We start from the raw sequence: 24,967 nt of genomic DNA on the forward strand, positions 1-24,967 counted from the left end.
AAGCAGACATGGACATCATCGGTACGATCCTCTGGCCCATCAAATGGGTCGTGGAGCTGATCCTGGTCGCCTTCCACTGGCTGTTCTCGCAGATCGGGCTCGACCCGGCCGCGGGTCTCACCTGGGTGCTGTCGATCGTGGGACTGACCGTCGTGGTCCGTGCCGCCCTCATCCCCATCTTCGTCCGCCAGATCAAGAACCAGCGGCGCATGCTCGAGGTGGCGCCGCAGCTCAAGAAGATCCAGGACAAGTACAAGGGCAAGAAGGACCAGTTCTCCCGCGAGGCCATGTCGCGCGAGACCATGGAGCTCTACAAGAAGACGGGCACGAACCCGCTCAGCTCCTGCCTCCCCCTGCTGCTGCAGATGCCGATCTTCTTCTCCCTCTTCCAGGTGCTCAACGGCGCCCAGAGCGGCAAGGCCGGCGTCGGTCCGCTCAACGAGACGCTCGCCGTGCAGTTCGGAAACGCGAGCCTGTTCGGCGTCGCTCCCCTGCACCAGAGCTTCCAGGGTGCGATGAACGCCAACCCGCCGCAGGTCGTCGTCATGGTCATCGCGGCCGTGATGGTCGTGCTCATGACGGGTTCGCAGTTCCTGACGCAGCTCCAGATCGTCTCCAAGAACATGTCGCCGGAGACCAAGGCGAGCCCGCAGTTCAAGCAGCAGCGCATCCTGCTCTACCTGCTCCCCTTCGTCTTCCTCTTCTCGGGCTTCGCCTTCCCGCTCGGTGTCATGTTCTACTGGCTGACCTCGAACATCTGGACCATGGGCCAGCAGTTCCTCGTCATCCGCAACATGCCGACCCCCGGTTCGGACGCCGCCAAGGCGCGTGAGGCTCGCCTCGCGAAGAAGGGCAAGCTCGTCGCACAGGACGGTTCGATCGTCCTGAGCGTGCAGGAGTCGGAGCCGGAGAAGCCCATCACCACGCAGCGCGTTCAGCCGGTGAGCAAGAACCGCGCCAAGAAGCAGGCCGGAAAGAAGTAGGGACAGCCATGACCGACGTGCAGACCGAGACCACCTCCCCCGCCGACGAGGCGCCCGCCGTGGACACCGAGGCGGCGGACACGACCGCGGCGGAGCCGACGGCCGGCGAACTCGACCGTGAGGGTGACATCGCAGCCGACTACATCGAGGAGCTGCTCGACATCGCCGACATCGATGGCGACATCGACATCGACGCCCGCAACGGACGCGCCTACATCTCCGTGAACGCCGAGGACGGCACCAACCTCCAGCTGCTCGCCAAGCCCGACACCGTGGCCGCGCTGCAGGAGCTCACCCGTCTCGCGGTCCAGAACCAGACCGGCGGCTTCTCGCGGCTCATCCTCGACATCGCCGGCTCCCGCGATGCCCGCCAGGCCGAACTCGGCCAGCTCGTCGCCCGCGCCATCGCGCGGATCGAAGAGGGTGCGGCGGAGGCGGCACTGCCGCCGATGTCCTCCTACGAGCGCAAGCTCGTCCACGACATCGTCTCGGAGCGGGGCTTCGTGTCGAACTCGCGCGGCGAGGGTCGCGACCGCCACACGGTCATCACCGCCGCCTAGTTTTCAGCTGAGACCGTGACGGACACGCTGGAAACCGAGCCGCCCGCAGCAGCCGTCCTGTTCGGGGACCGGCTGGATGTTGCTCGAGCGTTCACTGGGAACCTCGCGGCCCAGGGTGAGGAGCGCGGTCTCATCGGCCCGCTCGAGCTCCCTCGGCTGTGGTCCCGCCACATCCTGAACTGCGCCATCGTCTCTCCGCTTCTGCGGCCCGGGGTGGTCGGTGACATCGGAAGTGGCGCCGGACTTCCCGGGCTGGTGCTCGCGATCGCGCGCCCGGACGTCTCGTTCGTGCTGATCGAGCCGATGGAGCGCCGCATCGCCTGGCTCAACGAGCAGGTCGATGAGCTCGGCCTGTCGAACGTGACCGTCGTTCGCGCGCGAGCGGAAGAGGCCAAGCTCTCGGCTCCGCTCGATCAGGTCACGGCGCGCGCGGTGAGCGCGTTCCGCAAGCTCCTCCCCCTCACCGCGCCCCTGGTTCGTGATGGCGGCGAGCTCGTCCTCATGAAGGGCGCCGGCGCTCAGGCCGAGGTGGATGCGGCGACCAAGGAGATGCGCAAGTACAAAGTGCACGACATCGTCGTCGAGACGCTCGGTGAGGGTGTGCTGGACGAGGTCACCCGGGTCATCCGCGCGTCGGTGCGCTGAGTCCTCTTCCGATTTCCTGGATTTCTCGGCGATTCGTGCCGATTTTCCGTCCGGCCGGACTTCGCGATCGAGGCGCAGAATGGCTCTGACAGCGCGGAAGTGGGGTGCTTCGGCGCTGTGGGAGCCATTCTCCGCTCCGTTTCGGCGGGAGGGATCGGCCGGATTCGGCGTTCAAATCGGTCGTTTTCGACGATTTCTCGGCTCGGACGACCTGGCCGGGTCGAGGCCGGTGTCAGTCGACGACAGCCGCGATTGTCTCGATCTCCACGAGCTGATCGTCGTAGCCGAGGACGGTCACTCCGAACAGGGTGCTCGGCACATCGTGATCGCCGAACGCATCACGAACGACCTCCCACGCGGTCACGAGGTCGGACTGTTGGGTCGATGCGACGAGCACGCGGGTGCTGATCACATCGGTTAAGGTCGCACCGGCCGCGTGCAGAGCTGTCGTCATGGTCTCGATGCACTTCGCAGCCTGGCCCCCGTAGTCGCCCACGGCGGCGGTCGATCCATCGGACTCGAGCGGACACGCGCCGGCGAGGAAGATGAGTCGCGCGTCTTTCGGTGCGGTCGCCGCGTACGCGTACTGCGCGACATCACTCAGTGCGGACGATCTGATCAGGGTGACGGCGCTCGGCATGAATCCATCGTGTCACGCCCGCGCGGTGATCACTCCCCCTCCCTGATCGGGCACTGGCGTGTGCCCTCCCCTGGTTCTGCCAAATAGGGCATCGGCGCTGTGTCACGTGAAGCAGGGTCTCCGGCATCCGCATTCTGGACCGCTCGACGCATTCTCGGAGCGTCCGTGTTCGACCCGTCGCGGAAGGGCTCTCGCGCGCTCCGGTCGTGCGTTTCACGTGGAACATGGTCGTGCGATGTCGCCTGGGTCCGATCCCCGTCGGCAGCGAGGGGCGAATTCATCGGAAAGGGATGGACTGATTCGACCAGCCCCAAGGGCCGGAACGCGCGTCTGGCGCACTAGTACTGCGACGCAGACAGGCGGCGCGTGGATGCTCGGCGGGACGTGTCAATGTCGTGCTCACGTCTCGCAGCATCCGGAAGCCGGGTGCTCAGGGCGGTGTCGTGTTGACCCTGACTCATTGTCGCCTTCAGGTGAGACCTGTCGACAACCGCTCGCCTCGAAGTGCCGTGCTGGCGGGGCATGAGCCCCCGGACCCCACGGTTGCTGGCCGCGAGATCATGAAGATCGCCACCCACTCCCCCGCGAGGCCACGGGCTCCCGCGCGGACCACTGCCTCCCCGGGCCATGCTGGCCTGACAGGGCATCTGGCGACGGTGCCTCTTGAGCGCCGTCGCATCACCATGCCGGGAGGGCACACTCCACGTCGGGTGCGCTCTACGGGGTTAACGTTTCACGTGAAACGTGGGCAGAAGACTCGGGTCTGCGAGGGTCGTTTCCCGGGCGGTTGTGAGGCCGAGCGTGCGGAGGGCCGCCACCTTCACTAACCCTCTTTTCGTTTCACGTGAAACCTTCCGAGATGTGAGCAACCAGGGGTACCTCGCAGGCGGGACCGGGACTGTCGGTGCGACACAGCGGGTGGCTCCGATGTCATGAGCTACTGTCAGCCGCTTCCCTACGGCGCCACAAACCTCGCGGCTGCATGGTGGCCCACGCGGGTCCGCGTCAGCCCCCGAGATCCGGCTGCTCGTGAAGCCGGCTGTCGCCACGGTTAGGTCGGTACTCAGATCAGCGGGAGCTTGCCGTCACCACGGAGACGGAGCCAGGCGGAGGATGGGTGGGTGAAGCAGAGGCGCGGATGATAGTCGCCAGGCCTTTCCTCCAGTCCCCCAACACGACGATGCGAGAGTGCCGACCAGCATGTATCCGCTTCAGTGCATCACGTTTCACGTGAAACCTTGGGCTGTGTGCTCGTGCCCGAGAGGCTTGCTAGCAGAACCGACCTCGCAGCGCTCCGCGGCCGGCATTGGTGCCGCGACCGTCGTGCGTGGGTCCGCCTCAGCCAGCCCTCGCGTGCGCGCATCCCGGGGGTTTCACGTGAAACATCCCGCTCACCGACACCCAGCTCTCGCCCGATCGGCGCCGATTCCCCCACTTCTCCCCCGGATCGAGGGTCGCGTCGGATGCGCAAGCTAGAGTTGGAAGTAGGCGCAATCGACCCGCGCCGACCCGACCAGACCGGTGCCGCGCACCAGATCGAGCGACGAGGTTTCACGTGAAACAACCGGATCAGGATCCGTCCATCGAGGCGGAAAAGCCCGCCTTCGATGAATCGACACCCCTGGCTCGGGAGATCGAGGACCTGGCGCGCAGGAGGCAAGCGATCGCAGCGACAACCCTTCCCCTCCCCTCGCGGACACGGGTGTTCACCATCTCGAACCAGAAGGGTGGTGTCGGCAAGACCACGACTGTGGTCAACCTGTCCGCTGCCCTGGCCAAGTCGGGTGCGCGTGTCCTTGTGATCGACCTCGATCCGCAGGGGAACGCCTCGACGGCGCTGAGTGTCGAGCACCGCGAGGGTACTCCCAGCGTCTACGACGTGATCGTCAACGACAAGGAGCTCGAGGAGGTCATCCAGAAGAGCCCCGAGTTCGACGGGCTGTTCGTGATCCCCGCCACGATCGACCTCGCCGGCGCCGAGATCGAGCTCGTCTCGATGGTCGCGCGGGAGCAGCGCCTGGAGCGCGCCCTGAAGCGCTTCCTCGACGAATATGACATCGACTACGTCCTGATCGACTGCCCGCCCTCCCTGGGTCTCCTCACGATCAACGCGTTCGTCGCGGCGACCGAGGTGCTCATCCCGATCCAGTGCGAGTACTACGCACTGGAGGGCCTGAGCCAGCTGCTGAAGAACATCCAGCTGATCGAACGGCACCTGAATCCCAAGCTCCGGGTCTCGACCATCCTGCTGACGATGTACGACTCGCGCACCAACCTCGCGCACCAGGTCGCCGCGGACGTGCGCGATCACTTCCCCGACGAGGTGCTCGACACGATCATCCCGCGCTCGGTCCGCATCTCGGAGGCGCCGAGCTACGGCCAGAGTGTCATCAGTTACGACGCCAACTCGTCCGGCTCGCTCTCGTATCTCGAGGCGGCCGCCGAAATCGCACGAAGAGGAGTACCCCGCTAATGGCAGCGAAGCGCACCGGACTGGGCCGCGGCATCGGCGCCCTCATCCCCACGTCCGACCAGTCGGCCCGCCCCGTCGACGTGTTCTTCCCCGACTCCAATGCCGCCGCGGCGGAGGAGCTCGTCGCGGTGCCCGGTGCCCGCCTGGCCTACCTCTCCCCCGCCGACATCGTGCCGAACCCCGTGCAGCCGCGCACCGAGTTCGACCAGGAGGCGCTCGAGGAGCTGGTCGCCAGCATCCGCGAGGTCGGCGTCCTGCAGCCCATCGTCGTCCGCCCGCTCGCCGGACAGACCGACAAGTACGAGCTCATCATGGGCGAGCGCCGCCTGCGCGCGACCAAGGAGCTCGGGCTCGCCAATATCCCCGCGGTCATCAAAGACACCGCGGACGACGCGATGCTCCGGGACGCCCTGCTCGAGAACCTCCACCGCTCGCAGCTCAACCCGCTCGAAGAGGCGTCGGCCTACCAGCAGCTCCTCGCCGACTTCGGCATCACACAGGACGAGCTGGCGACCCGGATCGGACGCTCCCGCCCCCAGATCACCAACACGATCCGTCTGCTGAAGCTCCCCGCCCCGGTTCAGAGCCGGGTGGCAGCCGGCGTCCTCAGTGCCGGGCACGCGCGCGCCATCCTCTCCCTCGGTGAGGGCGAAGAGGCGATGGTCAAGCTCGCCGACAAGATCGTCAACGAGGACCTCTCGGTGCGCGCCGCGGAGGCCGTCGCCAGCAAGTCCCCGAAGCCGGCGCGCTCGAAGGCCACTCCGGGAAAGCACCGCGGACACCTGGACGAGATCGCCGAGAAGCTCGGTGACCGCCTGAACACGCGCGTCAAGATCACGCTCGGCGCGCGCAAGGGCCAGATCGTGGTCGACTTCGCCACGATCCAGGACCTCAACCGCATCCTCGACGAGATCGGCCAGCCCAGCTACAGCTGACGCTGCGGGCCGGCCGATCCCCGGAGGATGTATCCGGGAGGCTACCCCTCGGCGATCGCCGCCACCGCGAGGGCGGCGTAGACGTCGCCGAGGTCCCGGCCGGACGCCGCGATCGCCTGCGGCATGATGGAGGTCTCCGTCAGCCCGGGGAGCACGTTGGCCTCCAGGAACCACGGCACCCCCGCGTCGTCGACGATCAGGTCGATGCGGGAGAGATGCCGCAGGCCCAGCGCCGTATGGGCGGTGGACGCGGCCTGCGCGACGGCCGCTGCGACCTCCGGGGACAGGCGCGCCGGCACGTAGAAGCGGGTCTCCCCCGCGTTGTACCGGGCGTCGAAGGTGTACTCGCCGTCGACCGGCTCGATCTCGACGGCGGGGAGCGCCTCGGCGCCGTCGCCGGTGTCGATCACGGCGACCGAGACCTCCACACCCTCGACCTTGCGCTCGATGAGCGCGACCTCGGAGTAGGTGTACGCATCGACCATCGCCCGGGGCAGCTCCTCGGCGGCGGTCACGATGGTGACGCCCTGCGCCGAGCCTCCCTGCGCCGGCTTGACGACCACCGGCATCCCGAGCCCGTCGATGATCGTCGCCAGGACGCTGTTGGCGCCGAGCTCGCGGAACGTCTCCTTGGGCAGCGTGACCGCGTCAGGGGTCGCAACGCCGGCGCGGGCGACCACCGTCTTCGCGGTCGGCTTAGACCACGCGAGACGGGCGGCGTCGGTGCGCGAGCCGACGAACGGGATGCCGGTGAGTTCGAGCAGCGCCCGCAGGGCACCGTCCTCACCGCTGGCGCCGTGCAGCGCGGGCCAGACGACATCGGGACGCGTCTCGGTCAGGAATCCGAGCAGGGCGCTGTCGGGCTCGCGGACGCTCACGCGGTGGCCCAGCGAGTTCAGGCCGTCGGCGACACGGCGGCCGCTCCGCAGCGAGATGTCCCGTTCGTGCGAGATCCCGCCGGCGAGCACGACGATCTCCAGGGCTTCGGAGGCTTCTTTTTCTGCCATGATCAGCTCTTTCTTGTGGAGCGTGCGCTCAGCGCAGGTCGGTCGGCGGGTTGGCGCTGGTCCGGTTGGTGCGCGCTGCGGTGAGCGGGCCGGTGCCGGCGAAGGTGTCGAGCAGGTCCTGCTCGCCGTTGATCACATTGGCGAGGCGGCGGATCCCGACCCGGATGTTCTCCGGCGTGGGATAGCAGAACGAGAGGCGGATGTTCTGGGAACCCGACCCGTCCGCGTAGAAGGCGGTGCCGGGCGTGTAGGCGACGAGTTCGGTGACCGCACGCGGGAGCATCGCCTTGGAGTCGAGATGCGACGGCAGGGTCAGCCAGACGTAGAAGCCGCCGTTGGGGTTCGTCCAGCTGAGCTCGGGCAGGTGCTCCTCGAGCGCGGAGATCATCGCCTCCTTGCGCTCCCGGTACACCCCGCGGAAGGTGTCGATCTGACCTTTCCAGTCGGCGTCGCGCAGGTACTCCGAGATCACCAGCTGACTGAACGAGCTCGGGCTCAGCACGGCGGCCTCGTTCGCGAGGATGAGCTTCTCGCGGATGGCGTGCGGCGCGAGAGCCCAGCCCACCCGGAAGCCGGGAGCGAGCGTCTTCGAGAACGTGCCGAGGTAGACGACGCCCTCCTTCTCGACCGAGCGCATCGCCGCCGGCGGGCGCTCTCCGAAGTAGAGGAGGCCGTACGGGTTGTCCTCGAGCACCAGGATGTCGTTCGCCCGCGCGATCTCGAGGATCTCGAGGCGCCGCTCCCAGGAGAGCGTCACACCGGCCGGGTTGTGGAAGGTCGGCACCGTGTACAGGAACTTCACGCGACGCCCCGCGGCCTTCAGGCGCGCGATGTGCTCGCGGAGCGCCTCCGGGATGAGTCCGTGCTCGTCCATCGGCACGTGGTCCACCTCGGCCTGGTACGACCGGAAGATCACCATCGCGGTGACGTAGCTCGGCCCCTCGGCGAGGACGACATCCCCCGGGTCGATGAAGAGCTTGCTGAAGAGCTCGAGCGCGTGCTGCGAGCCCGTCGTGACGACGACGTCGTCGGCGCTGCCGCTGATGCCCTCCAGGGCCATCACGTCGAGGATCTGCTCCCGCAGCGCGGGTACGCCCTGGCCGGAGCCGTATTGCAGGGCGACAGGGCCCTGCTCGCGCATGACGCGGTCCATCGCGCCCACGACGAGGTCCTCGGGCAGCGCGGCGACGTAGGGCATGCCGCCGGCCAGGGAGACCACCTCGGGGCGGCTGGCGACGGCGAACAGGGCTCGGACCTCACTGGCGGCCAGGCCGCTGGTGCGCTGCGCGTAGTGGCTGTACCACGGGTCCAGATTGTTGCCCCGCTGTGGCGGGATGCCCTGTTCGGTCACGAGTCATTCCATTTCTAGTGGCGTTTAGTCATGCTATTTGGGTGGTGCGCCCTGCGGAAAATCCGCTGGGCGCGGCGGATACGAAAAAGACCCGCCCGGCGGGTGAGCGCCGGACGGGTCTGCGAAGAGGCTGGTCGGCTACGCGAGGTAGGCGGCCAGGTCGGCTTCGAGGGCGGGCTTCGGCTTGGCGCCGATGACGGTCTTGACGACCTCTCCACCCTGGTAGACCTTCATCGCGGGGATGGAGGTGATCTGGTACTTCGCAGCGGTCTGCGGGTTCTCGTCGACGTTGAGCTTGACGATCTCGATCTTGTCGGAGTGCTCCGCCGCGATCTGGTCGAGGATCGGGCCGACGGCGCGACACGGGCCGCACCACTCTGCCCAGAAGTCCACGAGGATGGTCTTCTCGTTGTTGAGGACGTCCTGCTCGAACGTCGCGTCCGTGACCGAACGTGCTGCTGACATTGTCTGTTTCTCCTTAGACGGTGGTCGAGAGTGAAAGGTCGCTGGAGGCGGGCTCGACCGCCTTCTCCAGCAGGTTCTGGGGGAGGGACGCGAGGAAGTGCTCCGCGTCGAGTGCGGCGACGGTGCCCGACGCCGCAGCCGTGACGGCCTGACGGTAGGTCGGGTCGATCACGTCGCCCGCGGCGAAGACACCGGGGAGGTTGGTCTTCGACGTGCGTCCGTCGACCGCGATGGTGCCTTCGGCCGTGAGGTCGAGCTGACCGTGGACGAGGTGGACGCGGGGGTCGTTGCCGATCGCGATGAAGAGGCCCTGGAGCTCCAGCTCGCTCTCCGCGCCGGTCTCGAGGTTGCGCAGCTTCACGTGCTGCACCTGCTCGCTGCCGCCGATGCCGACGACCTCCGAGTTCCAGACGAACTCGATCTTCTCGTTGGCGAAGGCGCGCTCCTGCATGATCTTGGAGGCGCGGAGGCTGTCGCGACGGTGGATGACGTAGACCTTGTCCGCGAAGCGGGTGAGGAAGTTGGCCTCCTCCATCGCGGAGTCGCCGCCGCCGACGACGGCGATCGTGCGCTCGCGGAAGAAGAACCCGTCGCAGGTGGCGCACCACGAGACGCCGTGGCCGGACAGACGCTCTTCGTCCTCCAGGCCCAGCTTGCGGTACGCGGAACCGGTCGCGAAGATCACGGACAGTGCCTCGTGGACCGCGCCGGAGCCGAGCGTGACGGTCTTGACCTCGCCGGTCAGGTCGACCGAGACGACGTCGTCGAGCACGACCTCGGTGCCGAACTTCTCGGCCTGGGCCTGCATCTTGAACATGAGGTCGGGGCCCATGATCCCGTCGGGGAATCCGGGGAAGTTCTCGACCTCGGTGGTGTTCATCAGCTCGCCACCCGCCTCGACGGAGGAGGCGATCAGCAGCGGCTTCAGATTGGCGCGGGCCGCGTAGATGGCCGCGGTGTAACCGGCAGGGCCGGAACCGATGATGATGATCTGCCGCACGGCGGAACTCCTTGACTGTCTGCAGTGCTCCCGGGACCGGAGGCACCGACCTGTAGAACACATCCTAGGCGGATGGTATTCCGTGTCACCCGCTGTGTGGAGTTCGGCGCCGAAGGCGGTCGAGGATTGGTCCGACTCCCGCTTCCAGGTCGCTCGAACGGAAGATCGCGAGGAATCCGACGTACACGACCAGCATGACGACACCCACGACAGCGGACGAGACGATGGCGCCGAGGATGCCGCTCACCGGGAAGGCGCCCGGCTCCACTCCCCCGAGCAGCACCAGGAAGCCCGCACCGGCGATCATCGCGGCGAGGGCGGCCAGGAGGAACCGCCACAGCCCGCTGGCGATGCGGCGGCCGTCCACTCCCCCGACCCGGCGCCGGAGCAGCGCGAACGCGAGCACCGCCTGGATGACGCTCGCGATCGACACGACGAGGGCGACGGCCGCGGCGCGGAACTCGGGGCCGACGGTGAAGCAGGCGAGCACGCCGATCACGATCACGACGGACTGCGCGACGGTGAAGACGAACGGCGTGCGGGTGTCCCCCAGCGAGTAGAAGGCGCGCTGCGCCATGAAGACGAGCGAGAAGGGGACCAGGCCGACCAGATAGGCGATGAGGACGAGGCCCAGGGACTGATAGCTGGAGGTGAACACGCGGGCGATGGGATACGCGATGACGATCAGCGCGGCCGACGAGAAGACGATCAGGAACATGATCGACCGCGCCCCGCTGGAGAAGTCGGCGCGGAAGTCGGCGAGGGCGCCGCGGTGGGCGTGCTCAGCCATCCGCGTGTAGTAGGCGGTGACGATCGACACGGCGATGATGCCGTGCGGGAGCATGAAGATCAGCCAGGCGTTGTTCATGACGAACGAGCCCGCGTAGCCCTGGCCCGCCGAGTTCGACACGTTCAGCTCGATGAGGCCGGCGATCTGGGTCACGATCAGCATGCCGAACGTCCAGCCGGCGGCCTTGCCCGCGCTCCCGAGGTTGACTCCGCGCCAGCCGAAGTCGAATCGGAACCTCAGGCCGATGCGGCGCCAGAAGAAGAAGAGCACGAGGGCCTGCACTGCGATGCCGAGCGTCGCTCCCCCGGCCAGCAGGGCGATCATCCCGAGCGACCACGTGTCGTGCGGGTTGCCCGTCTTCGAGTACACACCGAAGAGCAGGATGAAGCCGCCGAGCATGGCGATGGCGACGACGTTGTTCAGCACCGGGGCCCAGGTGAACGGGCCGAACGATTTGCGGGCGTTGAGGACCTCGCCGAGCAGCGTGTACAGGCCGAGGAAGAAGATCTGCGGGAGCGACCAGTAGGCGAAGGTCGTGGCGAGCTGCGCCTGCTCCCCGCGGAGGCCGTAGAGGCTCATGAGCAACGGAGCGGCCACGGTCGCCACGATGGTCACACCGGCGAAGACGACCATCCCGAGCGTGACCAGCTTGTTGATGTACGCACGGCCGCCGTCGGAGTTGACCGACGCACGCACGATCTGCGGCACGAGGATGGCGTTCAGGATGCCCTGGGCGATGATCGCGTAGAGGCTGTTGGGCACCGACGTCGCGGTGCCGTAGGCGTTCGCCGCGAGGCTCAGCGTGCCGATGGCCTGCACCAGCAGCCACGCCTTCGCGAAGCCGAGGATGCGCGAGACGAACGTTCCCGAGGCGAGCATCGCGCTGGCGCGCCCGATGCTAGCCACGCGGGCCGTCCTCCGGCGTCGGCGGTTCGGTCGGCTCGGCGCCGTCGGCGGCCGCAGCTTCCTCCTCGTCCTGCGGTCGACGTTCCTTGCGGCGTCGCAGGATGTTGCGCACGATGCCGAAGCCGAAGAGCAGCACCAGCAGGACGCCCAGGATGAGGGCGCCGATGCCCTCCCAGTCGGCGTGGACGTCGACGGTCACCGACGTGGGGTCGCCGATCGGGACGCCCGTGGGGCTGTAGAGGCGCAGGGAAAGCACCACTTGCCCGTTGCCGACCTTGGCCTTCACCGGGATGAGGACCGTGGCGCGGGAGTCCTGCGGGATGCGCTTCGTGGCGGTGTCGTCGATCTCGAGCCGGCTGTTGGACGGGGCGGCGGTGAGCGCGACGGTCGCCGCCTCCCCCGTGAGCTCGTTGCTGACCGTGAACGGGATGGACCCCTGAGCGCTCACGAGGTTGATGTTCTCGGTGGGCAGGATGCGGATGGAGTGGAGGATCTTGACGGTCGACTTCTGCGACGCGGTGACAGCGGCCGTCCAGTCCGTGCGCGGGTTCTGCCAGGAGACGGCGAGCAGCGTCAGGAGCTGCGCTCGCACGTGCCCGGTGAGCGTCTCAGGGGCGTCGAGCACGGACGAGAACGCGCCGAGCGACGTCTCGTCGGCGAACAGGGCGCGGATCGAGTCGATGCGCGTCTGCGTTTCGGGGGCGTCCGTGAGCGAGAGCCCGGTCGACGGTGCGGCCGACGTCACGGAGTCGAGCGTCGACGGCGTCACCCAGGGCGAGGAGGACAGTGCGTCGAGGGTCCGTTTGAGCTGGGTGCCGCTCGATGGCCAGGAGCGGTCGAGGCCGATGAGCAGGTGCCGTGGGTCGCCTCCCTCGGCCGTGATGAGCTGCAGCTGCGCGTTCAGCTTGCCCATCGCGGTGTTCCAGGCCACGTCGCTGGGGGCGGAGATCGCGGAGCGGAGGGCGTCGGAGAGTCGCTGATCGGACGACACGACGCTGCTGCCGGTCGCCGTCACTGCGGCGTTCGGGGTCGAATCCAGATCGGCCGCGTTCGTGTTGTCGCCCGAGACGATCACGGTCGACAGACCGGCCGCGGCCAACGGTGCCAGATCGGCGGCGCGGGCCGTCTTGTCACCGGGCCACGCGATGCCGGTGAGGGAGAAGTCCCAGGCGGTCAGACCCTCCAGCGTGGGGAGGGTAGGCCCCGACGTCGGAGTGGGTGTCGGGGTGGGTGCGGAGGTGCCGGTCGTCGTGGGGGGCGTGACGGGCTCGCCGATGGAGGTCGGGGTCGGCGAGAAGTTCTTCGGGTCGAGGGCGTAGGCGAAGGAGGTGGGCACCAGCGGCGCGGCGGCGCCGGCCTGGATCTGCCCGGTGGGGTCGGCGTCGCCGTAACCGAGTGAGAAGGTTTCGTTGGGGAGGACCGCGAGACGGCGCAGCCAGTCGACCGCCGTGGCCGGTGCGGCATTGCCGAGCGCGCGGATCGACGCGATGATCATCGGATCGATGCCCAGCGTGACGGCGCTGTGCCCCTCCAGGCCGTCGAGATCGCGGGTGAGGACGCCGTTCGCCGCCGTGTAGGTGGCGAGGTCGGCCGAGGAGATGAGGCCGTCTGAGGTGGAGGGGCTGACGATCGGCATCACGACGCCGATGCTCGAACGCGAACCGGTGTCGGCCGCGCTCCAGACGACGGAGCCGCGCGCCTCCGTGGCGGTGGCGCCGGCGGAGACGGTCGCCCCGATGCCGAAGACCGCCGAATCCGGTCGCGTGCCGAACGGGATCGACGCGGCCGGGACGGTGACGCGCACCACGGTGCTCGTCCCGCTCTCCAGAGGAGCGAGCGTGGCTTCCCCGAGTGTCACGGGATTGGAGACCGGATCGGCCGATCCGAGCCAGTCCGTGAGGGACCCGCGCGAGGCCATCGCCCGCGGGTCGAGCCACACCGACACCGTGCCGGTGGAGACGGGCGAGTCGGTCGGGTTGGAGACGGTCACCGAGACGGTGAGATCTTGCCCGGCGGCCAGCACGCCGGCGTTCTCGGCGGTGACGCTCGCGGTGAGCCCGGAGTCGGAGGCGGCGGACCTGGCCGTCGTCACCGCGGAATCCCTCGGTTCAGGCGCGGCCGACGCGGCCGTGGGCGTCGCGGCGAACAGCGCGGTCGCGGCGGCGAAGGCGGCGATGACCGTCGCAAGACGACCGGTCGCACGCCGGTGACGGGCACCCTGGAGGAGGGTGGGGTCGGCTGCGCTCATGCGACGACGCGCGATCCCTGCTCGGCCTCCATGACGACGATTCTAGATGCCACCCCCTGAGAGGCCGGCCAGCACGCCCGTAAACTGGATGACCATGCAGAGCGTCGCCGAATCCCTCGAACGTCTCGGCGACCTCGCGGCTTCGCCCACGGTCGCCCGACTCGCCTCCCTCTTCGCGGCGGCGGGCTACGAGCTCTCGCTCGTCGGAGGCCCTGTTCGCGACGCCCTGCTCGGGCGCGCCGTCCACGATCTCGACTTCACCACCGACGCGCGTCCGGACGACATCCTGAAGGTCGTCTCCCCCCACGCCGACGCCGTGTGGGACATCGGGCGCCAGTTCGGCACGATCGGCGCGCGCTTCGGCGACGACACGGTCGAGGTCACCACGTACCGGAGCGACAGCTACGACGGCGAGACCCGCAAGCCGGACGTCGTGTTCGGCGACTCGCTGGAGGGCGACCTCCTGCGCCGGGACTTCACGGTGAACGCGCTCGCGCTGCGGGTCCCGGAGGTCCGCCTCGTCGATCCCTCGGGCGGGGTCGAGCACCTCATGCAGGGCGTCATCACCACTCCGTCGAGCCCGGAGATCTCCTTCGGCGACGACCCGCTCCGGATGCTGCGCGCGGCGCGGTTCGCCGCCCAGCTCGGCTTCGCGGTCGACGACGCCACGGTCGACGCGATGACCCGGATGGCCGAGCGCATCCGCATCATCAGCGCGGAGCGCGTGCGCGACGAACTCACCAAGTTGCTCTGCGCCGACGACCCGCGCCCCGGCATCGAGCTGCTGGTGCAGACCGGGCTGGCCGACGAGGTGCTGCCCGAGGTGCCCGCCCTGCGGTTGGAGGTGGACGAGCACCACCATCACAAGGACGTCTATCAGCACAGCCTCACGGTGCTGGAGCAGGCCATCGGCTACGAGAAGGAGCGCCACCCGGGCGAGGCGCCCGACCTCGTGCTGCGTCTCGCCGCGATCCTCCATGACATCGGCAAGCCCGCGACGCGTCGGTTCGAGCCGGGCGGAGCCGTCAGCTTCTACCACCACGATGTCGTCGGGGCGAAGCTGGCGAAGAAGCGGCTGACGGCGCTCCGCTTCGACAAGGCGACCGTCGAGGCCGTGGCGCGCCTGATCGAGCTGCACCTCCGCTTCTTCGGGTACGCCGACGCGAGCTGGACCGACTCGGCCGTGCGCCGCTACGTGCGCGATGCCGGGGCGCAGCTCGAGCGCCTCCACATGCTCACCCGGGCGGACGTCACGACCCGCAACCGGCGCAAGGCCGACCGGCTGGGCTTCGCCTACGACGACCTCGAGCAGCGCATCCGCGAGCTCCAGGAGCAGGAGGAGCTGGACGCGGTCCGTCCGGACCTCGACGGCCAGCAGGTGATGAGCATCCTCGGCATCGCGCCCGGGCGTGAGGTCGGGCAGGCGATGAAGTTCCTCCTGGAGCTGCGGCTCGACGAGGGCCCGCTGGGCGAGGAGGAGGCGACGCGGCGCCTGCTGGCGTGGTGGGCCGCCCGCTGAGGCGTTGAGCCCTCCACAAACTGTGGCTGCGCGGAGTTCTCCACGGATCTTCGGACACCCGCACCCGCGCGGGATGCGGCGGCGATGCTGAGGGCATGACGAACCTCCTCGACTCCCCCGCCACTCAGCTCCCCGCCCCCGGCTGGCATGTTCACGCCCCGTCCGGTACCATTGGAAAGTTGCCTGGGCAGAACTCTGCCCGCACAACCGATGTACAACCCTCCTGCTGCAGACCGTCTGCAGCCGCTGAGACCAAGGGAGGTGGGTTAGTCATGCATCAGTACGAGCTGATGGTCATCCTCGATCCAGAGATCGATGAGCGCACCGTTGCTCCCAGCCTTGACAAGTTCCTCAATGTCGTTCGTAACGACGGTGGAACGATCGACAGCGTCGACATCTGGGGTCGCCGTCGCCTGGCTTACGAGATCAACAAGAAGTCCGAGGGCATCTACGCGGTCGTTCAGCTGACCGCCACCGGTGACACCACCAAGGAGCTCGACCGCCAGCTGAAGCTCAGCGAGGCCGTCATGCGCACCAAGGTGCTGCGCGCCGAGGAAGCGATCGCTCAGGTCGCCGCCGCTCAGCAGCGCGCCGACGAGAAGGCTGCCCGCAAGGCCGCCTCCGCCGGCACCGAGAAGGCCGGCGCCTAGTCCGATGGCCGGCGAGACCGTCATCACCGTGGTGGGCAACCTCACGGCCGACCCCGAGCTGCGTTACACGCAGAACGGGCTGGCCGTCGCCAACTTCACCATCGCGTCCACTCCCCGCACGTTCGACCGTCAGGCGAACGAGTGGAAGGACGGTGAGGCCCTGTTCCTCCGGGCGAGCGTCTGGCGTGAATTCGCCGAGCACGTCGCGGGCTCGCTGACCAAGGGGTCCCGCGTCATCGCTCAGGGGCGGCTCAAGCAGCGCTCCTACGAGACGAAGGAAGGCGAGAAGCGCACGTCGATGGAGCTCGAGATCGATGAGATCGGGCCGTCGCTGCGTTACGCCACCGCTCAGGTGACCCGTGCTCAGTCGTCCGGTCGCGCACCGGGTGGATTCGGTGGAGGCGCTCCCGCCGCCGTCGAAGAGCCCTGGGCCGCCTCCGCCCCCGCGGATCCGTCCGCGGGCGCCGACGTCTGGAACACTCCGGGTTCCTACAACGACGAGACCCCCTTCTAAGGGCCCTCTTACATTCATCAGCCCCCCCGGTAGCGCCGGGATGGGCAGAAAGCAAAGGAAATCATGGCTGGAAAGTCGAGCGGCGACCGCCGCAAGCCGATCCGCAAGGGCAAGGACGGCAAGAACGCCGCTCCCGCGAAGTCCGTTCGCGTCGGCGTCATTGACTACAAGGACGTCGCAACCCTGCGCAAGTTCATCTCGGAGCGTGGAAAGATCCGCGCCCGCCGCATCACCGGTGTCTCCGTCCAGGAGCAGCGCCTGATCGCCCGCGCAGTCAAGAACGCGCGCGAGATGGCACTTCTCCCCTACGCCGGCTCGGGCCGTTAAGGAGATCACCCATGTCGAAAGTTATTCTGACGCACGAGGTCACTGGCCTCGGCTCGGCCGGTGACGTCGTCGACGTCAAGAACGGCTACGCGCGCAACTACCTCGTCCCGCAGGGCTTCGCGATCGCGTGGTCGCGTGGTGGCGAGAAGCAGGTCGAGCAGATCAAGGCGGCTCGCGCCGCTCGTGAGCTGCACACCGTCGAGCAGGCCCAGGACCTCAAGGCCAAGCTCGAGGCGACCAAGGTCAAGCTCGTCGTGAAGGCGGGCCGCGAGGGCCGTCTGTTCGGCTCCGTGAAGACCGGCGATGTCGCCGACGCCGTCAAGGCGGCGGGCATCGGCGAGCTCGACAAGCGCAAGATCGAGCTCCCCAACGCGATCAAGGTCGTCGGCGACCACGAGGCGACCGTGCGTCTGCACGACGACCTCTCGGCCGTCATCACCCTGCAGGTGGTCGCTGCCAAGTAGGCGACGAAGAGAGTCAGTGTAGCGGTGGGCGCATGCCCGCCGCTACACCTCGTTAACGGACTTTTCCCCCGATCTTGTACACAGGTCGACACGCCCGGATAACGCGTTTCACCACAGTCCCCGAAGTACTTTCTACACACAACCTGGGGATAGAAAAAGGCCAGGTCAAAGGCGCTTTAGTGACAGAAATATCTTCCCTGTCCACAGACTTCCCCACATGTTCTGCACAAGCACGGCGGCGTTTCGCGCAGATTCTCCACACAGTTATCCACAGGCCGAGTTGTGGACCCCCTGCCGGGTTCGTAGGGTGAAGCGACGCCGATGGATCGCCCGCCGGATGGACCGGTTCTGTCGGTGGTCGGAGAGACCATCGGAGGCGACGGCGCGCGGTTCCCGAGCCGCCCGCGTCGGTCGTCGAACCGGCGGCGCGCCTGCGGGCATCCCGACGCCCCACGGCGAAGCTGAGACCGTGACCACGCCCGCGTGGCTGCTGCGGTCAGAGTGAGGAGAGAACGTGTCGATCGCCCATATCGGCCTCGCCGACGGAGGCGTACCCGCGACCGAGCCGCGGAACACCGAGCGGACTCCTCCGCACGACCTGCTCGCCGAGCAGAGCGCTCTCGGCGGCATGCTGCTGAGCAAGGACGCGGTGGCCGACGTGGTCGAGGTCGTGCGCGGCACCGACTTCTACATCCCGAAGCACGAGATCATCTACGACGCGATCCTCTCGCTGTACTCCCACGGTGAGCCCACCGACGTGATCACCGTCACCGACGAGCTGACCAAGCTCGGCGAACTCTCCCGGGCCGGCGGCGCCGAGTACCTCCACACCCTGACGAGCCTCGTGCCCACCGCGGCCAACGCCGGCTACTACGCCAACATCGTGACCGAGAAGGCGCTGCTGCGCCGTCTGGTCGAGGCCGGGACCCGCATCACGCAGATGGGCTACAAGGCCGAGGGTGAGGTCCTCGACCTCGTCAACAACGCGCAGGCCGAGATCTACTCGGTGACGGGCGCCCAGGAGGCCGAGGACTACGTCCCGCTGACGGAGGCCGTCACCGTCGCCATCGACGAGATCGAGGCGGCCAAGCACAAGGACGGCTCGATGACGGGCGTCCCGACCGGCTTCAGCGAGCTCGACGAGCTGACGAACGGCCTCCACCCCGGCCAGATGGTCATCGTCGCCGCCCGACCCGCGCTCGGAAAGTCGACGCTCGCGCTCGACTTCGCCCGCGCCGCGGCCATCAAGCACGACATGCCGACCATCTTCTTCTCCCTCGAGATGGGGCGCAGCGAGATCGCGATGCGCCTGCTCTCCGCCGAGGCGACCGTCCCGCTGCAGCACATGCGCAAGGGAACGGTCGACAACCGCGACTGGACGACCATCGCCGCCACCCGTGGCCGCATCAACGACGCCCCCCTCTACATCGACGACAGCCCGAACATGACGCTCGTCGAGATCCGTGCCAAGTGCCGCCGCCTCAAGCAGCGCGTCGGCCTCAAGATGGTCGTCATCGACTACCTCCAGCTCATGACGAGCGGCAAGCGGGTCGAGAGCCGTCAGCAGGAGGTCTCTGAGTTCTCGCGTGCCCTCAAGCTCCTCGCCAAGGAGCTCCAGGTGCCGGTCATCGCCCTCTCGCAGCTGAACCGTGGCCCCGAGCAGCGCGCCGACAAGCTCCCCGCCCTGAGCGACCTCCGCGAGTCCGGCTCGATCGAGCAGGACGCCGACATGGTGATCCTGCTCCACCGCGAGTCCGCCTACGAGAAGGACAACCCCCGCGCCGGCGAGGCCGACCTCATCGTCGCCAAGCACCGCAACGGCCCCACCAAGACCGTCACCGTCGCCTTCCAGGGCATGTACTCCCGCTTCGCCGACATGGCGCCGATGTAGCGCTCGTGTAACCGGGGCCCATGCCAGCACCTCTCTTCGTGCGATTCCGTTCGGTCACCGCCAATGCGCGTGGTGTGCAGGTCGGTGTCTTCGCACTCGCTAACGGCCTCGCGCGCACCGGCAGGCTGAGTGTGGACGAGTACGCACTGTGGAGGCGCAGCAACGACTGGTTCGAGGCCGCATACGCAGAGCCCACGCGGGCCGACCCGGCCGTCTACGACCGTGCTGTCCATCCCGGCGCCGTGGCGTGGTTCAAGCTCTCCGCCGTCGAACTGATCGAGAGGACGACGCCTTACACCGAACTGCTGGATGCGCACCAGGTGGCGTGGGAGAAAGTGGAGACCGCCGACCCGGGGCGGATCGTCCACGAAGACGACGTGCACGTCATCGCCGTCCCGTGGCGAGAAGGGACCACCGGTCACCCATGACGACGCAGGCGTTCGACCCCGCGGCCGAACTGAAGGAGCTTCTCGAGGCAGGCGCGATCTCCGAGGAGGCGCTGCAGGCCATCACGGGCATCCGGTCGGAGCGCCTGGAGGCGTTTCTCGACGAGCATGCCGGCGCGCCGGTCGGGCTCACCGCCCGGCCGCAGGTGCTCTCCGACGACGAGATCGTCAGACTGTCCGTCCTGGCCGGGCAGCTGACCGAGGGGATGCAGGTCGGCGACGATGAACGCCTCCGTGCGATCTACGAGTCGTTGACGATCGACTGCCGCCTCACGGCGAGGAACATCGCCGACTTGGCCGGACTCGACGCAGGCGAGGTGGATGCCGTGCTGCGCGACCCGGGCAGTCTGCCGGCCGAGAAGAAGTACCGTCTCGCCCTTGCGGGCGGCCACCTCATCAACGCGGTCAACCTGGCGCGGAGAGAACGCTAGTCCGCACCCAGCGCGGCCATCACCGTCTGAACGGCGACGACGACGCCGATGACGACCAGGCCGCCCGCGACGGAGGCGGCGAAGGCGATGAGCCCGCGCCGTGTCCGGCGGCCGGCGAGGGTCCCGGGAGTGAAGGCCCCTACCGAGATCTTGTCGATGTTCGGGGCCACGATGGCCACGTACGGCTCCTGCGGATCCTCGGGCAGGCCGTACGGAAGCGGGGTGTCCGGGCCCTCGGGCCGGAACACGCCGTCCTCGTCCTGCCGCATCTCGATCACGTTCCCCCGTCGGCCGCAATTGGGGGCAGCCTACACGCGCTCCTGCCCCCAGTTCGAGGGAAAGAGGGCGATTTCGGGCCTTCCAGACGCTGAGAACTCACTAATGTCATAACGACTGAGCACCGAAGTCGCCCCACCGACGATTCGCACCCGACACGATCGACCGAAGGCGGCACGGCTACCCGATCCCGGCGCGTCCTAGCGCCGCCATACCTGCCCGAGGTTTCTTTGCGCCCGAAAACCGGCGACCGTCCCGCAACGGTCACGTCCATATCCCGTTCCCTCTTCTCCGGTGTCGCCGCTCTCGGTGTCGCCGCGCTCGTCCTGACCGGGGCGACGGCGTCGTACGCCGACCCGGTGTCGCCGCCGGCGCAGACCACCTTCGTCAACGAAGGCTTCACCGGAACGACCGCGGGCAGCGGCTACACACTGCCCAGCGCGCCGTCCGGTACCAACAAGGCCTGCCTGACCGCGCGCACCACGACGACGGTCACCGCCACCGACACCATCCCCGGCTGCGGTGGAACAGCGGATGCCGACGGCAACGGTGCGCTGCGCCTGACGTCGGCGACGCTCAACCAGACCGGTGGCGTCGGCGCGAAGCAGTCCGTGCCGATCACCAAGGGCATCGACGCGATCTTCGACAGCTACCAGTACAACGGCACGGCGGACGGCTCCGGGATCACGGCGGACGGCATCGTCTTCTACCTGGCCGCCACCGACCCGTACAACCCGGCGGTGCCGACCCAGATCGGCCAGCTCGGCGGATCGCTGGGCTACAGCGGCACGAAGTCCGGCAGCGGCCTCGCGCACGCCTACCTCGGCATCGGCCTCGACCGGTACGGCAACTTCAACCACCCCGACTTCGAGGGGACCGGCTGCAGCCTGACGCCGACGCGCGTGCGGTACCCGGACAGCGTCACGGTGCGGGGCCCCGGTAACGGCACCACGGGCTACTGCGTCGTCAAGTCGACCGCGAACACGCCGCTCACCGGATCGCTGAGCAAGGTGGGCGCGACCTCCCGCGCCCAGGCGAAGGTGCCGGTCGAGATCGTCATCAACCCGACCGCGAGCGCGATCCCGGCCCAGCGGGCGACCACCGTCACCGTCGCCGCCGGCCAGTTCGCGGTGATCTTCACGCCGATCGGCGGCTCCCAGCAGGTCCTCACCGGGGCGCTCCCGACGCTCTCGACCACGTCCAACGCCGCCTCCATCCCGGCCTCGTGGATCGACCCGGCCACCGGATACCCGTACAAGCTCACCTACGGCTGGGTCGCCGGCACCGGCGGCGCCTCCGACGTTCACGAGGTCAACTACCTCGAGGCGAAGACGGCGGCCGGCCCTGTCCCCGTGCTCTCCGCCGCAGCGGGAGGCGACACCTCCGTCGCCCACGCGGGAACCGGGACCTACACGGTCACCCCGACCGCGACGACGGCCGGGGGAACGGAATCGCAGCTCATCCGTGCGACCACCACCTTCCCGGCGAACGTGCAGCCCACCCAGCCGACCGATCTGCCCGCCGGATGGTCCTGCACCATCGCGGGCCAGGTCGAGACCTGCGACTACACGGTCGACGCGGCTTCGCCGATCCAGCCGGGCACGGACCTGCCGACGCTGTCCCTCCCGTACACCGTCTCGGGCAAGGCCCGCAGCGCCACGATCTCCACGGTCCTCGCCTCCACGGACGCCGAGGCCGTCGCGGTCTCGAGCACGTTCGCCGTGCAGAAGCAGCCGGTGCTCGTCACCGCGGGCGATGTCACGGTCGAGCGCGGCGCAACCGCCACCCTCACGGCGACGGTCGCATCGAGCGCCCCGAACGCGCCCACCGCGCCGACGGGCACCGTGACCTTCACCGACCAGGAGTCCGGCGACGTGCTCTGCACGGCGACGATCTCGGGCGGCACGGCCAGCTGCACGACGGCGGCGAGCGAGATCGGTACGCACACCGTCCTGATCGGTTACGCCGGCGACGACGACCACGCCGCCGTCACCGGGACCGACCGTACAGAACTGACCCTCACGGTGACCAAGGTTTCTACCGCCGTCGCACTGACGGTCGCGCCGACCGAGGTGCCGTACGGCACGGCCGCCACGCTCTCCGCCACGGGTCTGCCGTCCGACGCCACCGGCACGCTCACCTTCACCTCCGGAGGGAAGACCCTCTGCTCCACGACTCTCCCCGTGACCAGCTGCCCGACGCTCACCACCCTCGCGGCCGGCGAGTACCCGGTCACGGTCGCGTACTCGGGTGACGACGTCTACACGAAGGCCGACTCCGCCGAGGCGACCCTCGCCGTCCGCAAGGCCGTCTCCACCATCGGCACCGGCGGCCCGGGTCAGGGCGGCGGCAACGGCGGACCCGGCCAGGGCGGCGGGGGCACCGGCGGCACCGACCCGGACACCGTCACCGTCGAGCACGGCAAGACGGTCGACGTCACGGTCGACGGCGTGCCGAAGGACGCGACTGGGACGATCTCGTTCGTGCTGGACGACGGCACCGTGCTCTGCACCGCCACGCTCCCCGAGACCACCTGTGCGATCCCGGACACGCTCCGCGGCGGGAAGTACACGGTCCACGCGGAGTACAGCGGCGACGACAACCACGAGCCCGCGACGGGATCGGACTTCACCCTCGTGGTGGCGCCCCAGCCGACGAAGCTCGCAACGCGGCACGCCCTCGCCAGCGGTGCGGTGACGCTCACCGCCACGGGACTCCCGACGGGCGCCACCGGCACCGTCACGTTCACCGACGCGACCGGGCGCACCCTCTGCACGGTCACGCTGCCGGCGACCTCCTGCCGGACGACGGCCCTCGGCGCGGGAACGCACGCGATCACCGCGACCTACAGTGGCGACGCCTCGTTCGCAGCCTCCACGTCGCAGCTGACCGTCACGGTCGCCGCGGTGGCGGTGGCGGGTGACCCGGCGCTGGCCTCCACCGGCTCCAGCCTCGCGATCGGCGCGTTCGGCGCCATCGCGACCGCGCTCCTCGCGGCCGGCGGCGCGCTGCTGCTCAGCCGGCGCCGCGCAGCGCACGGAGCACGTCGCGACGCCTAGCATCGCGGATCTACGGAGGGTCGTCTCGTCACGAGGCGGCCCTCCGTCGTCCCATGCGGATCATCCTGCGGGATGACGCGCTCGCGACCTCCCGGCGCTTCAATGGAGGAATGGACACGATCCTCCTCCCCCTCCTGCAGAGCGCAGGCGCGGTCGCACTCGCGGTGGTCGCGTTCTCCCTGGCGTTCACCTGGACGGCGCTACGCGCGCCGTTGGACCGCCTCGGAACCGAGCGCTCGCGCCTCCTCGGGTACCTCGGCCTCGGGGTCGTGCTGATGCTCGCGGCGGCCGTCGTCTACCTCGTTCCCGGCCTCCTGCTGCGGGACACGATCGGGCTCGCGCTCGCCTTCCCGCTCGCCGCCGTGTGGCTCATCGCCGCCGCGGCCCTCATCGTCACCGGGCTCGTGCAGACCGGCGCGGCCAGCGCGGTCTCGTACTCTTTCGCCGTCGTGTCGTTCGCCGGCGCAGCGGCGGGGATCGTCTCGGCGCTCTGCGCCCAGCACGGCCTCGCGGACCGCATCACGCCGACCGGCGCCTTCCTGCTCGTCATCGGCGGCATCACCGCCGTCGTCGTCTGGTCGGGGCGAGAGGACGACACGGCCTCCCGCGCCAGGGAGCCGCGGATCGGACGGCCCGCGGCCCGCTGATCAGGCCGCGGACTCCCCCTCGACCGGCAACGGCCTGTTCCCGCGCCAGCGGCGGGAGACCCAGACGACCCCGTATCCGGCGCAGAGGATGACCACGGCGATCAGCACGATGTAGAACGCGACCGAGAGATAGCCGTTCGCGGAGGTCGCCGGGTTGAGGAACGGGTACGGGTACCAGGGCTGCTTGCCGGTGTTGGGGTCGGCCGCGATCGGCGCTCGCAGCAACGTGTAGACGGCCCACACGATCGGGAACGCCGCGATCCACCAGACGACCCGGCGGCGCAGCGGCGCGCGCCCTGGCGCGAACAGCCAGTCGAGCAGCATGTACAACGGGGCGATCACGTGCAGCACCTCGTTCGACCACGCCACCGTCTGCCCCTGCGGCAACGGGAGGTTGCGGAGCAGGAGGTTGTAGACCACGCCGGTCGTGACCATGTAGGTGACCACGGCGGCACGGAGGGCGGTGAACCATCCGGGATCGTCGTCCGAGCGGGTGAAGAGCAGCACGGCCCCGATCGCGAGCACCACGACCGTCGCGACGTTGGAGTCGATCGTGAAGAAGCTCAGAAAGTTCGTGACGAGCCCGGCGACGCTGCCGCCCTTCTCCGTGGTCTGGGCGATGCTGCTCGCGAGCTGGGCGATGATCGCCGCCAGGGTGACCAGGGCCATGACCGCGCGCAGGGCGCCGAAACCGATCCGCATGGCGCGATCGTAGCGGTCGGCGGCCTCCGTGCGCGGCA

At 68.7% G+C, this 24,967-nt stretch carries 24 protein-coding genes; 15 read left to right on the forward strand and 9 right to left on the reverse strand.

The window, feature by feature from the left end; translation table 11 throughout:
* Positions 1-8 precede the first annotated feature (8 nt).
* The 3 genes from yidC to rsmG are packed head-to-tail and all read left to right on the forward strand — an operon-like array spanning position 9 to position 2,188.
* Positions 9-983 (forward strand): membrane protein insertase YidC, encoded by a 975-nt coding sequence (gene yidC / locus HNR14_RS08395; protein ID WP_179700678.1) that lies wholly within the window; start codon positions 9-11, stop codon positions 981-983.
* An 8-nt stretch (positions 984-991) separates the two neighbouring features.
* On the forward strand, positions 992-1,543 hold the full coding sequence (locus HNR14_RS08400) for a Jag family protein (RefSeq protein ID WP_179700679.1): 552 nt from the start codon (positions 992-994) through the stop codon (positions 1,541-1,543).
* Positions 1,544-1,558: 15 nt separating this feature from the next.
* Complete coding sequence (gene rsmG, locus HNR14_RS08405) at positions 1,559-2,188, forward strand: 16S rRNA (guanine(527)-N(7))-methyltransferase RsmG (protein ID WP_179700680.1); 630 nt, start codon at positions 1,559-1,561, stop codon at positions 2,186-2,188.
* Positions 2,189-2,420: 232 nt separating this feature from the next.
* On the opposite strand, the gene HNR14_RS08410 is transcribed toward rsmG, so the two are convergent.
* Entirely contained in the window at positions 2,421-2,828 is a 408-nt protein-coding gene (locus HNR14_RS08410) for a RidA family protein (RefSeq protein WP_179700681.1), read from the reverse strand.
* A gap of 1,555 nt (positions 2,829-4,383) precedes the next feature.
* Between HNR14_RS08410 and HNR14_RS08415 the strand changes: the two genes are divergently transcribed.
* Positions 4,384-5,301 carry a ParA family protein gene (locus HNR14_RS08415; RefSeq protein ID WP_039922619.1) on the forward strand — a complete coding sequence of 306 codons (918 nt, stop codon included), beginning with the start codon at positions 4,384-4,386 and terminating at the stop codon, positions 5,299-5,301.
* Positions 5,301-6,236 (forward strand): ParB/RepB/Spo0J family partition protein, encoded by a 936-nt coding sequence (locus HNR14_RS08420; RefSeq protein ID WP_179700682.1) that lies wholly within the window; start codon positions 5,301-5,303, stop codon positions 6,234-6,236. Before HNR14_RS08415 ends, HNR14_RS08420 begins: the two co-directional genes overlap by 1 nt.
* A 41-nt stretch (positions 6,237-6,277) precedes the next feature.
* On the opposite strand, the gene HNR14_RS08425 is transcribed toward HNR14_RS08420, so the two are convergent.
* The 6 genes from HNR14_RS08425 to HNR14_RS08450 all read right to left on the reverse strand — a co-directional run bounded on the left by HNR14_RS08425 (position 6,278) and on the right by HNR14_RS08450 (position 14,003).
* A complete protein-coding gene (locus HNR14_RS08425; RefSeq protein ID WP_179700683.1) occupies positions 6,278-7,243 on the reverse strand; it encodes a D-alanine--D-alanine ligase family protein in 966 nt (321 codons plus the stop codon).
* Between the two features lie 28 nt (positions 7,244-7,271).
* Positions 7,272-8,594, reverse strand: a complete 1,323-nt coding sequence (locus HNR14_RS08430; protein WP_179700684.1) for an aminotransferase class I/II-fold pyridoxal phosphate-dependent enzyme — start codon at positions 8,592-8,594, stop codon at positions 7,272-7,274.
* 138 nt (positions 8,595-8,732) lie between these two features.
* Positions 8,733-9,059 carry a thioredoxin gene (gene trxA, locus HNR14_RS08435; protein ID WP_021763557.1) on the reverse strand — a complete coding sequence of 109 codons (327 nt, stop codon included), beginning with the start codon at positions 9,057-9,059 and terminating at the stop codon, positions 8,733-8,735.
* 13 nt (positions 9,060-9,072) lie between these two features.
* Positions 9,073-10,059, reverse strand: coding sequence for a thioredoxin-disulfide reductase (gene trxB / locus HNR14_RS08440; RefSeq protein ID WP_021763558.1), 987 nt, complete (start codon positions 10,057-10,059; stop codon positions 9,073-9,075).
* 85 nt (positions 10,060-10,144) lie between these two features.
* On the reverse strand, positions 10,145-11,755 hold the full coding sequence (gene murJ, locus HNR14_RS08445) for a murein biosynthesis integral membrane protein MurJ (RefSeq protein WP_179700685.1): 1,611 nt from the start codon (positions 11,753-11,755) through the stop codon (positions 10,145-10,147).
* Complete coding sequence (locus tag HNR14_RS08450) at positions 11,748-14,003, reverse strand: DUF6049 family protein (RefSeq protein WP_179700686.1); 2,256 nt, start codon at positions 14,001-14,003, stop codon at positions 11,748-11,750. The genes murJ and HNR14_RS08450 overlap by 8 nt, the downstream gene beginning before the upstream one ends.
* A 94-nt stretch (positions 14,004-14,097) precedes the next feature.
* Here HNR14_RS08450 and HNR14_RS08455 point away from each other — a divergent pair, with 94 nt between their 5' ends.
* The 8 genes from HNR14_RS08455 (at position 14,098) to HNR14_RS08490 (ending at position 20,245) form a co-directional block, all read left to right on the forward strand.
* On the forward strand, positions 14,098-15,522 hold the full coding sequence (locus HNR14_RS08455) for a CCA tRNA nucleotidyltransferase (RefSeq protein ID WP_179702589.1): 1,425 nt from the start codon (positions 14,098-14,100) through the stop codon (positions 15,520-15,522).
* A gap of 272 nt (positions 15,523-15,794) precedes the next feature.
* Complete coding sequence (gene rpsF, locus HNR14_RS08460; protein WP_021763562.1) at positions 15,795-16,172, forward strand: 30S ribosomal protein S6; 378 nt, start codon at positions 15,795-15,797, stop codon at positions 16,170-16,172.
* 4 nt (positions 16,173-16,176) lie between these two features.
* Positions 16,177-16,686 carry a single-stranded DNA-binding protein gene (locus HNR14_RS08465; RefSeq protein ID WP_021763563.1) on the forward strand — a complete coding sequence of 170 codons (510 nt, stop codon included), beginning with the start codon at positions 16,177-16,179 and terminating at the stop codon, positions 16,684-16,686.
* A gap of 63 nt (positions 16,687-16,749) precedes the next feature.
* On the forward strand, positions 16,750-17,013 hold the full coding sequence (rpsR, locus tag HNR14_RS08470; protein ID WP_018189012.1) for a 30S ribosomal protein S18: 264 nt from the start codon (positions 16,750-16,752) through the stop codon (positions 17,011-17,013).
* Positions 17,014-17,024: 11 nt separating this feature from the next.
* Positions 17,025-17,477, forward strand: coding sequence for a 50S ribosomal protein L9 (gene rplI / locus HNR14_RS08475; protein WP_021763564.1), 453 nt, complete (start codon positions 17,025-17,027; stop codon positions 17,475-17,477).
* Between the two features lie 514 nt (positions 17,478-17,991).
* Entirely contained in the window at positions 17,992-19,368 is a 1,377-nt protein-coding gene (dnaB, locus tag HNR14_RS08480) for a replicative DNA helicase (protein ID WP_179700687.1), read from the forward strand.
* Between the two features lie 20 nt (positions 19,369-19,388).
* Positions 19,389-19,796 (forward strand): hypothetical protein, encoded by a 408-nt coding sequence (locus tag HNR14_RS08485; RefSeq protein WP_179700688.1) that lies wholly within the window; start codon positions 19,389-19,391, stop codon positions 19,794-19,796.
* A complete protein-coding gene (locus tag HNR14_RS08490) occupies positions 19,793-20,245 on the forward strand; it encodes an HTH domain-containing protein (RefSeq protein WP_179700689.1) in 453 nt (150 codons plus the stop codon). The genes HNR14_RS08485 and HNR14_RS08490 overlap by 4 nt, the downstream gene beginning before the upstream one ends.
* On the opposite strand, the gene HNR14_RS08495 is transcribed toward HNR14_RS08490, so the two are convergent.
* Positions 20,242-20,523 (reverse strand): hypothetical protein, encoded by a 282-nt coding sequence (locus HNR14_RS08495; protein WP_179700690.1) that lies wholly within the window; start codon positions 20,521-20,523, stop codon positions 20,242-20,244. The genes HNR14_RS08490 and HNR14_RS08495 overlap by 4 nt on opposite strands.
* 228 nt (positions 20,524-20,751) lie before the next feature.
* Here HNR14_RS08495 and HNR14_RS08500 point away from each other — a divergent pair, with 228 nt between their 5' ends.
* Both HNR14_RS08500 and HNR14_RS08505 read left to right on the forward strand, forming a co-directional pair.
* Positions 20,752-23,580: an Ig-like domain repeat protein gene (locus HNR14_RS08500; protein ID WP_179700691.1), complete on the forward strand. Its 2,829-nt coding sequence runs from the start codon at positions 20,752-20,754 to the stop codon at positions 23,578-23,580.
* A 110-nt stretch (positions 23,581-23,690) separates the two neighbouring features.
* A complete protein-coding gene (locus HNR14_RS08505; protein ID WP_179700692.1) occupies positions 23,691-24,227 on the forward strand; it encodes a hypothetical protein in 537 nt (178 codons plus the stop codon).
* On the opposite strand, the gene HNR14_RS08510 is transcribed toward HNR14_RS08505, so the two are convergent.
* The gene (locus HNR14_RS08510) at positions 24,228-24,929 is read right to left on the reverse strand and encodes a Pr6Pr family membrane protein (protein WP_179700693.1); all 702 of its coding nucleotides are present in this window, start codon (positions 24,927-24,929) and stop codon (positions 24,228-24,230) included.
* Positions 24,930-24,967 lie beyond the last annotated feature (38 nt).

The sequence above is a fragment of the Leifsonia naganoensis genome (assembly GCF_013410615.1).
GTDB classification, from domain to species: domain Bacteria; phylum Actinomycetota; class Actinomycetes; order Actinomycetales; family Microbacteriaceae; genus Leifsonia; species Leifsonia aquatica.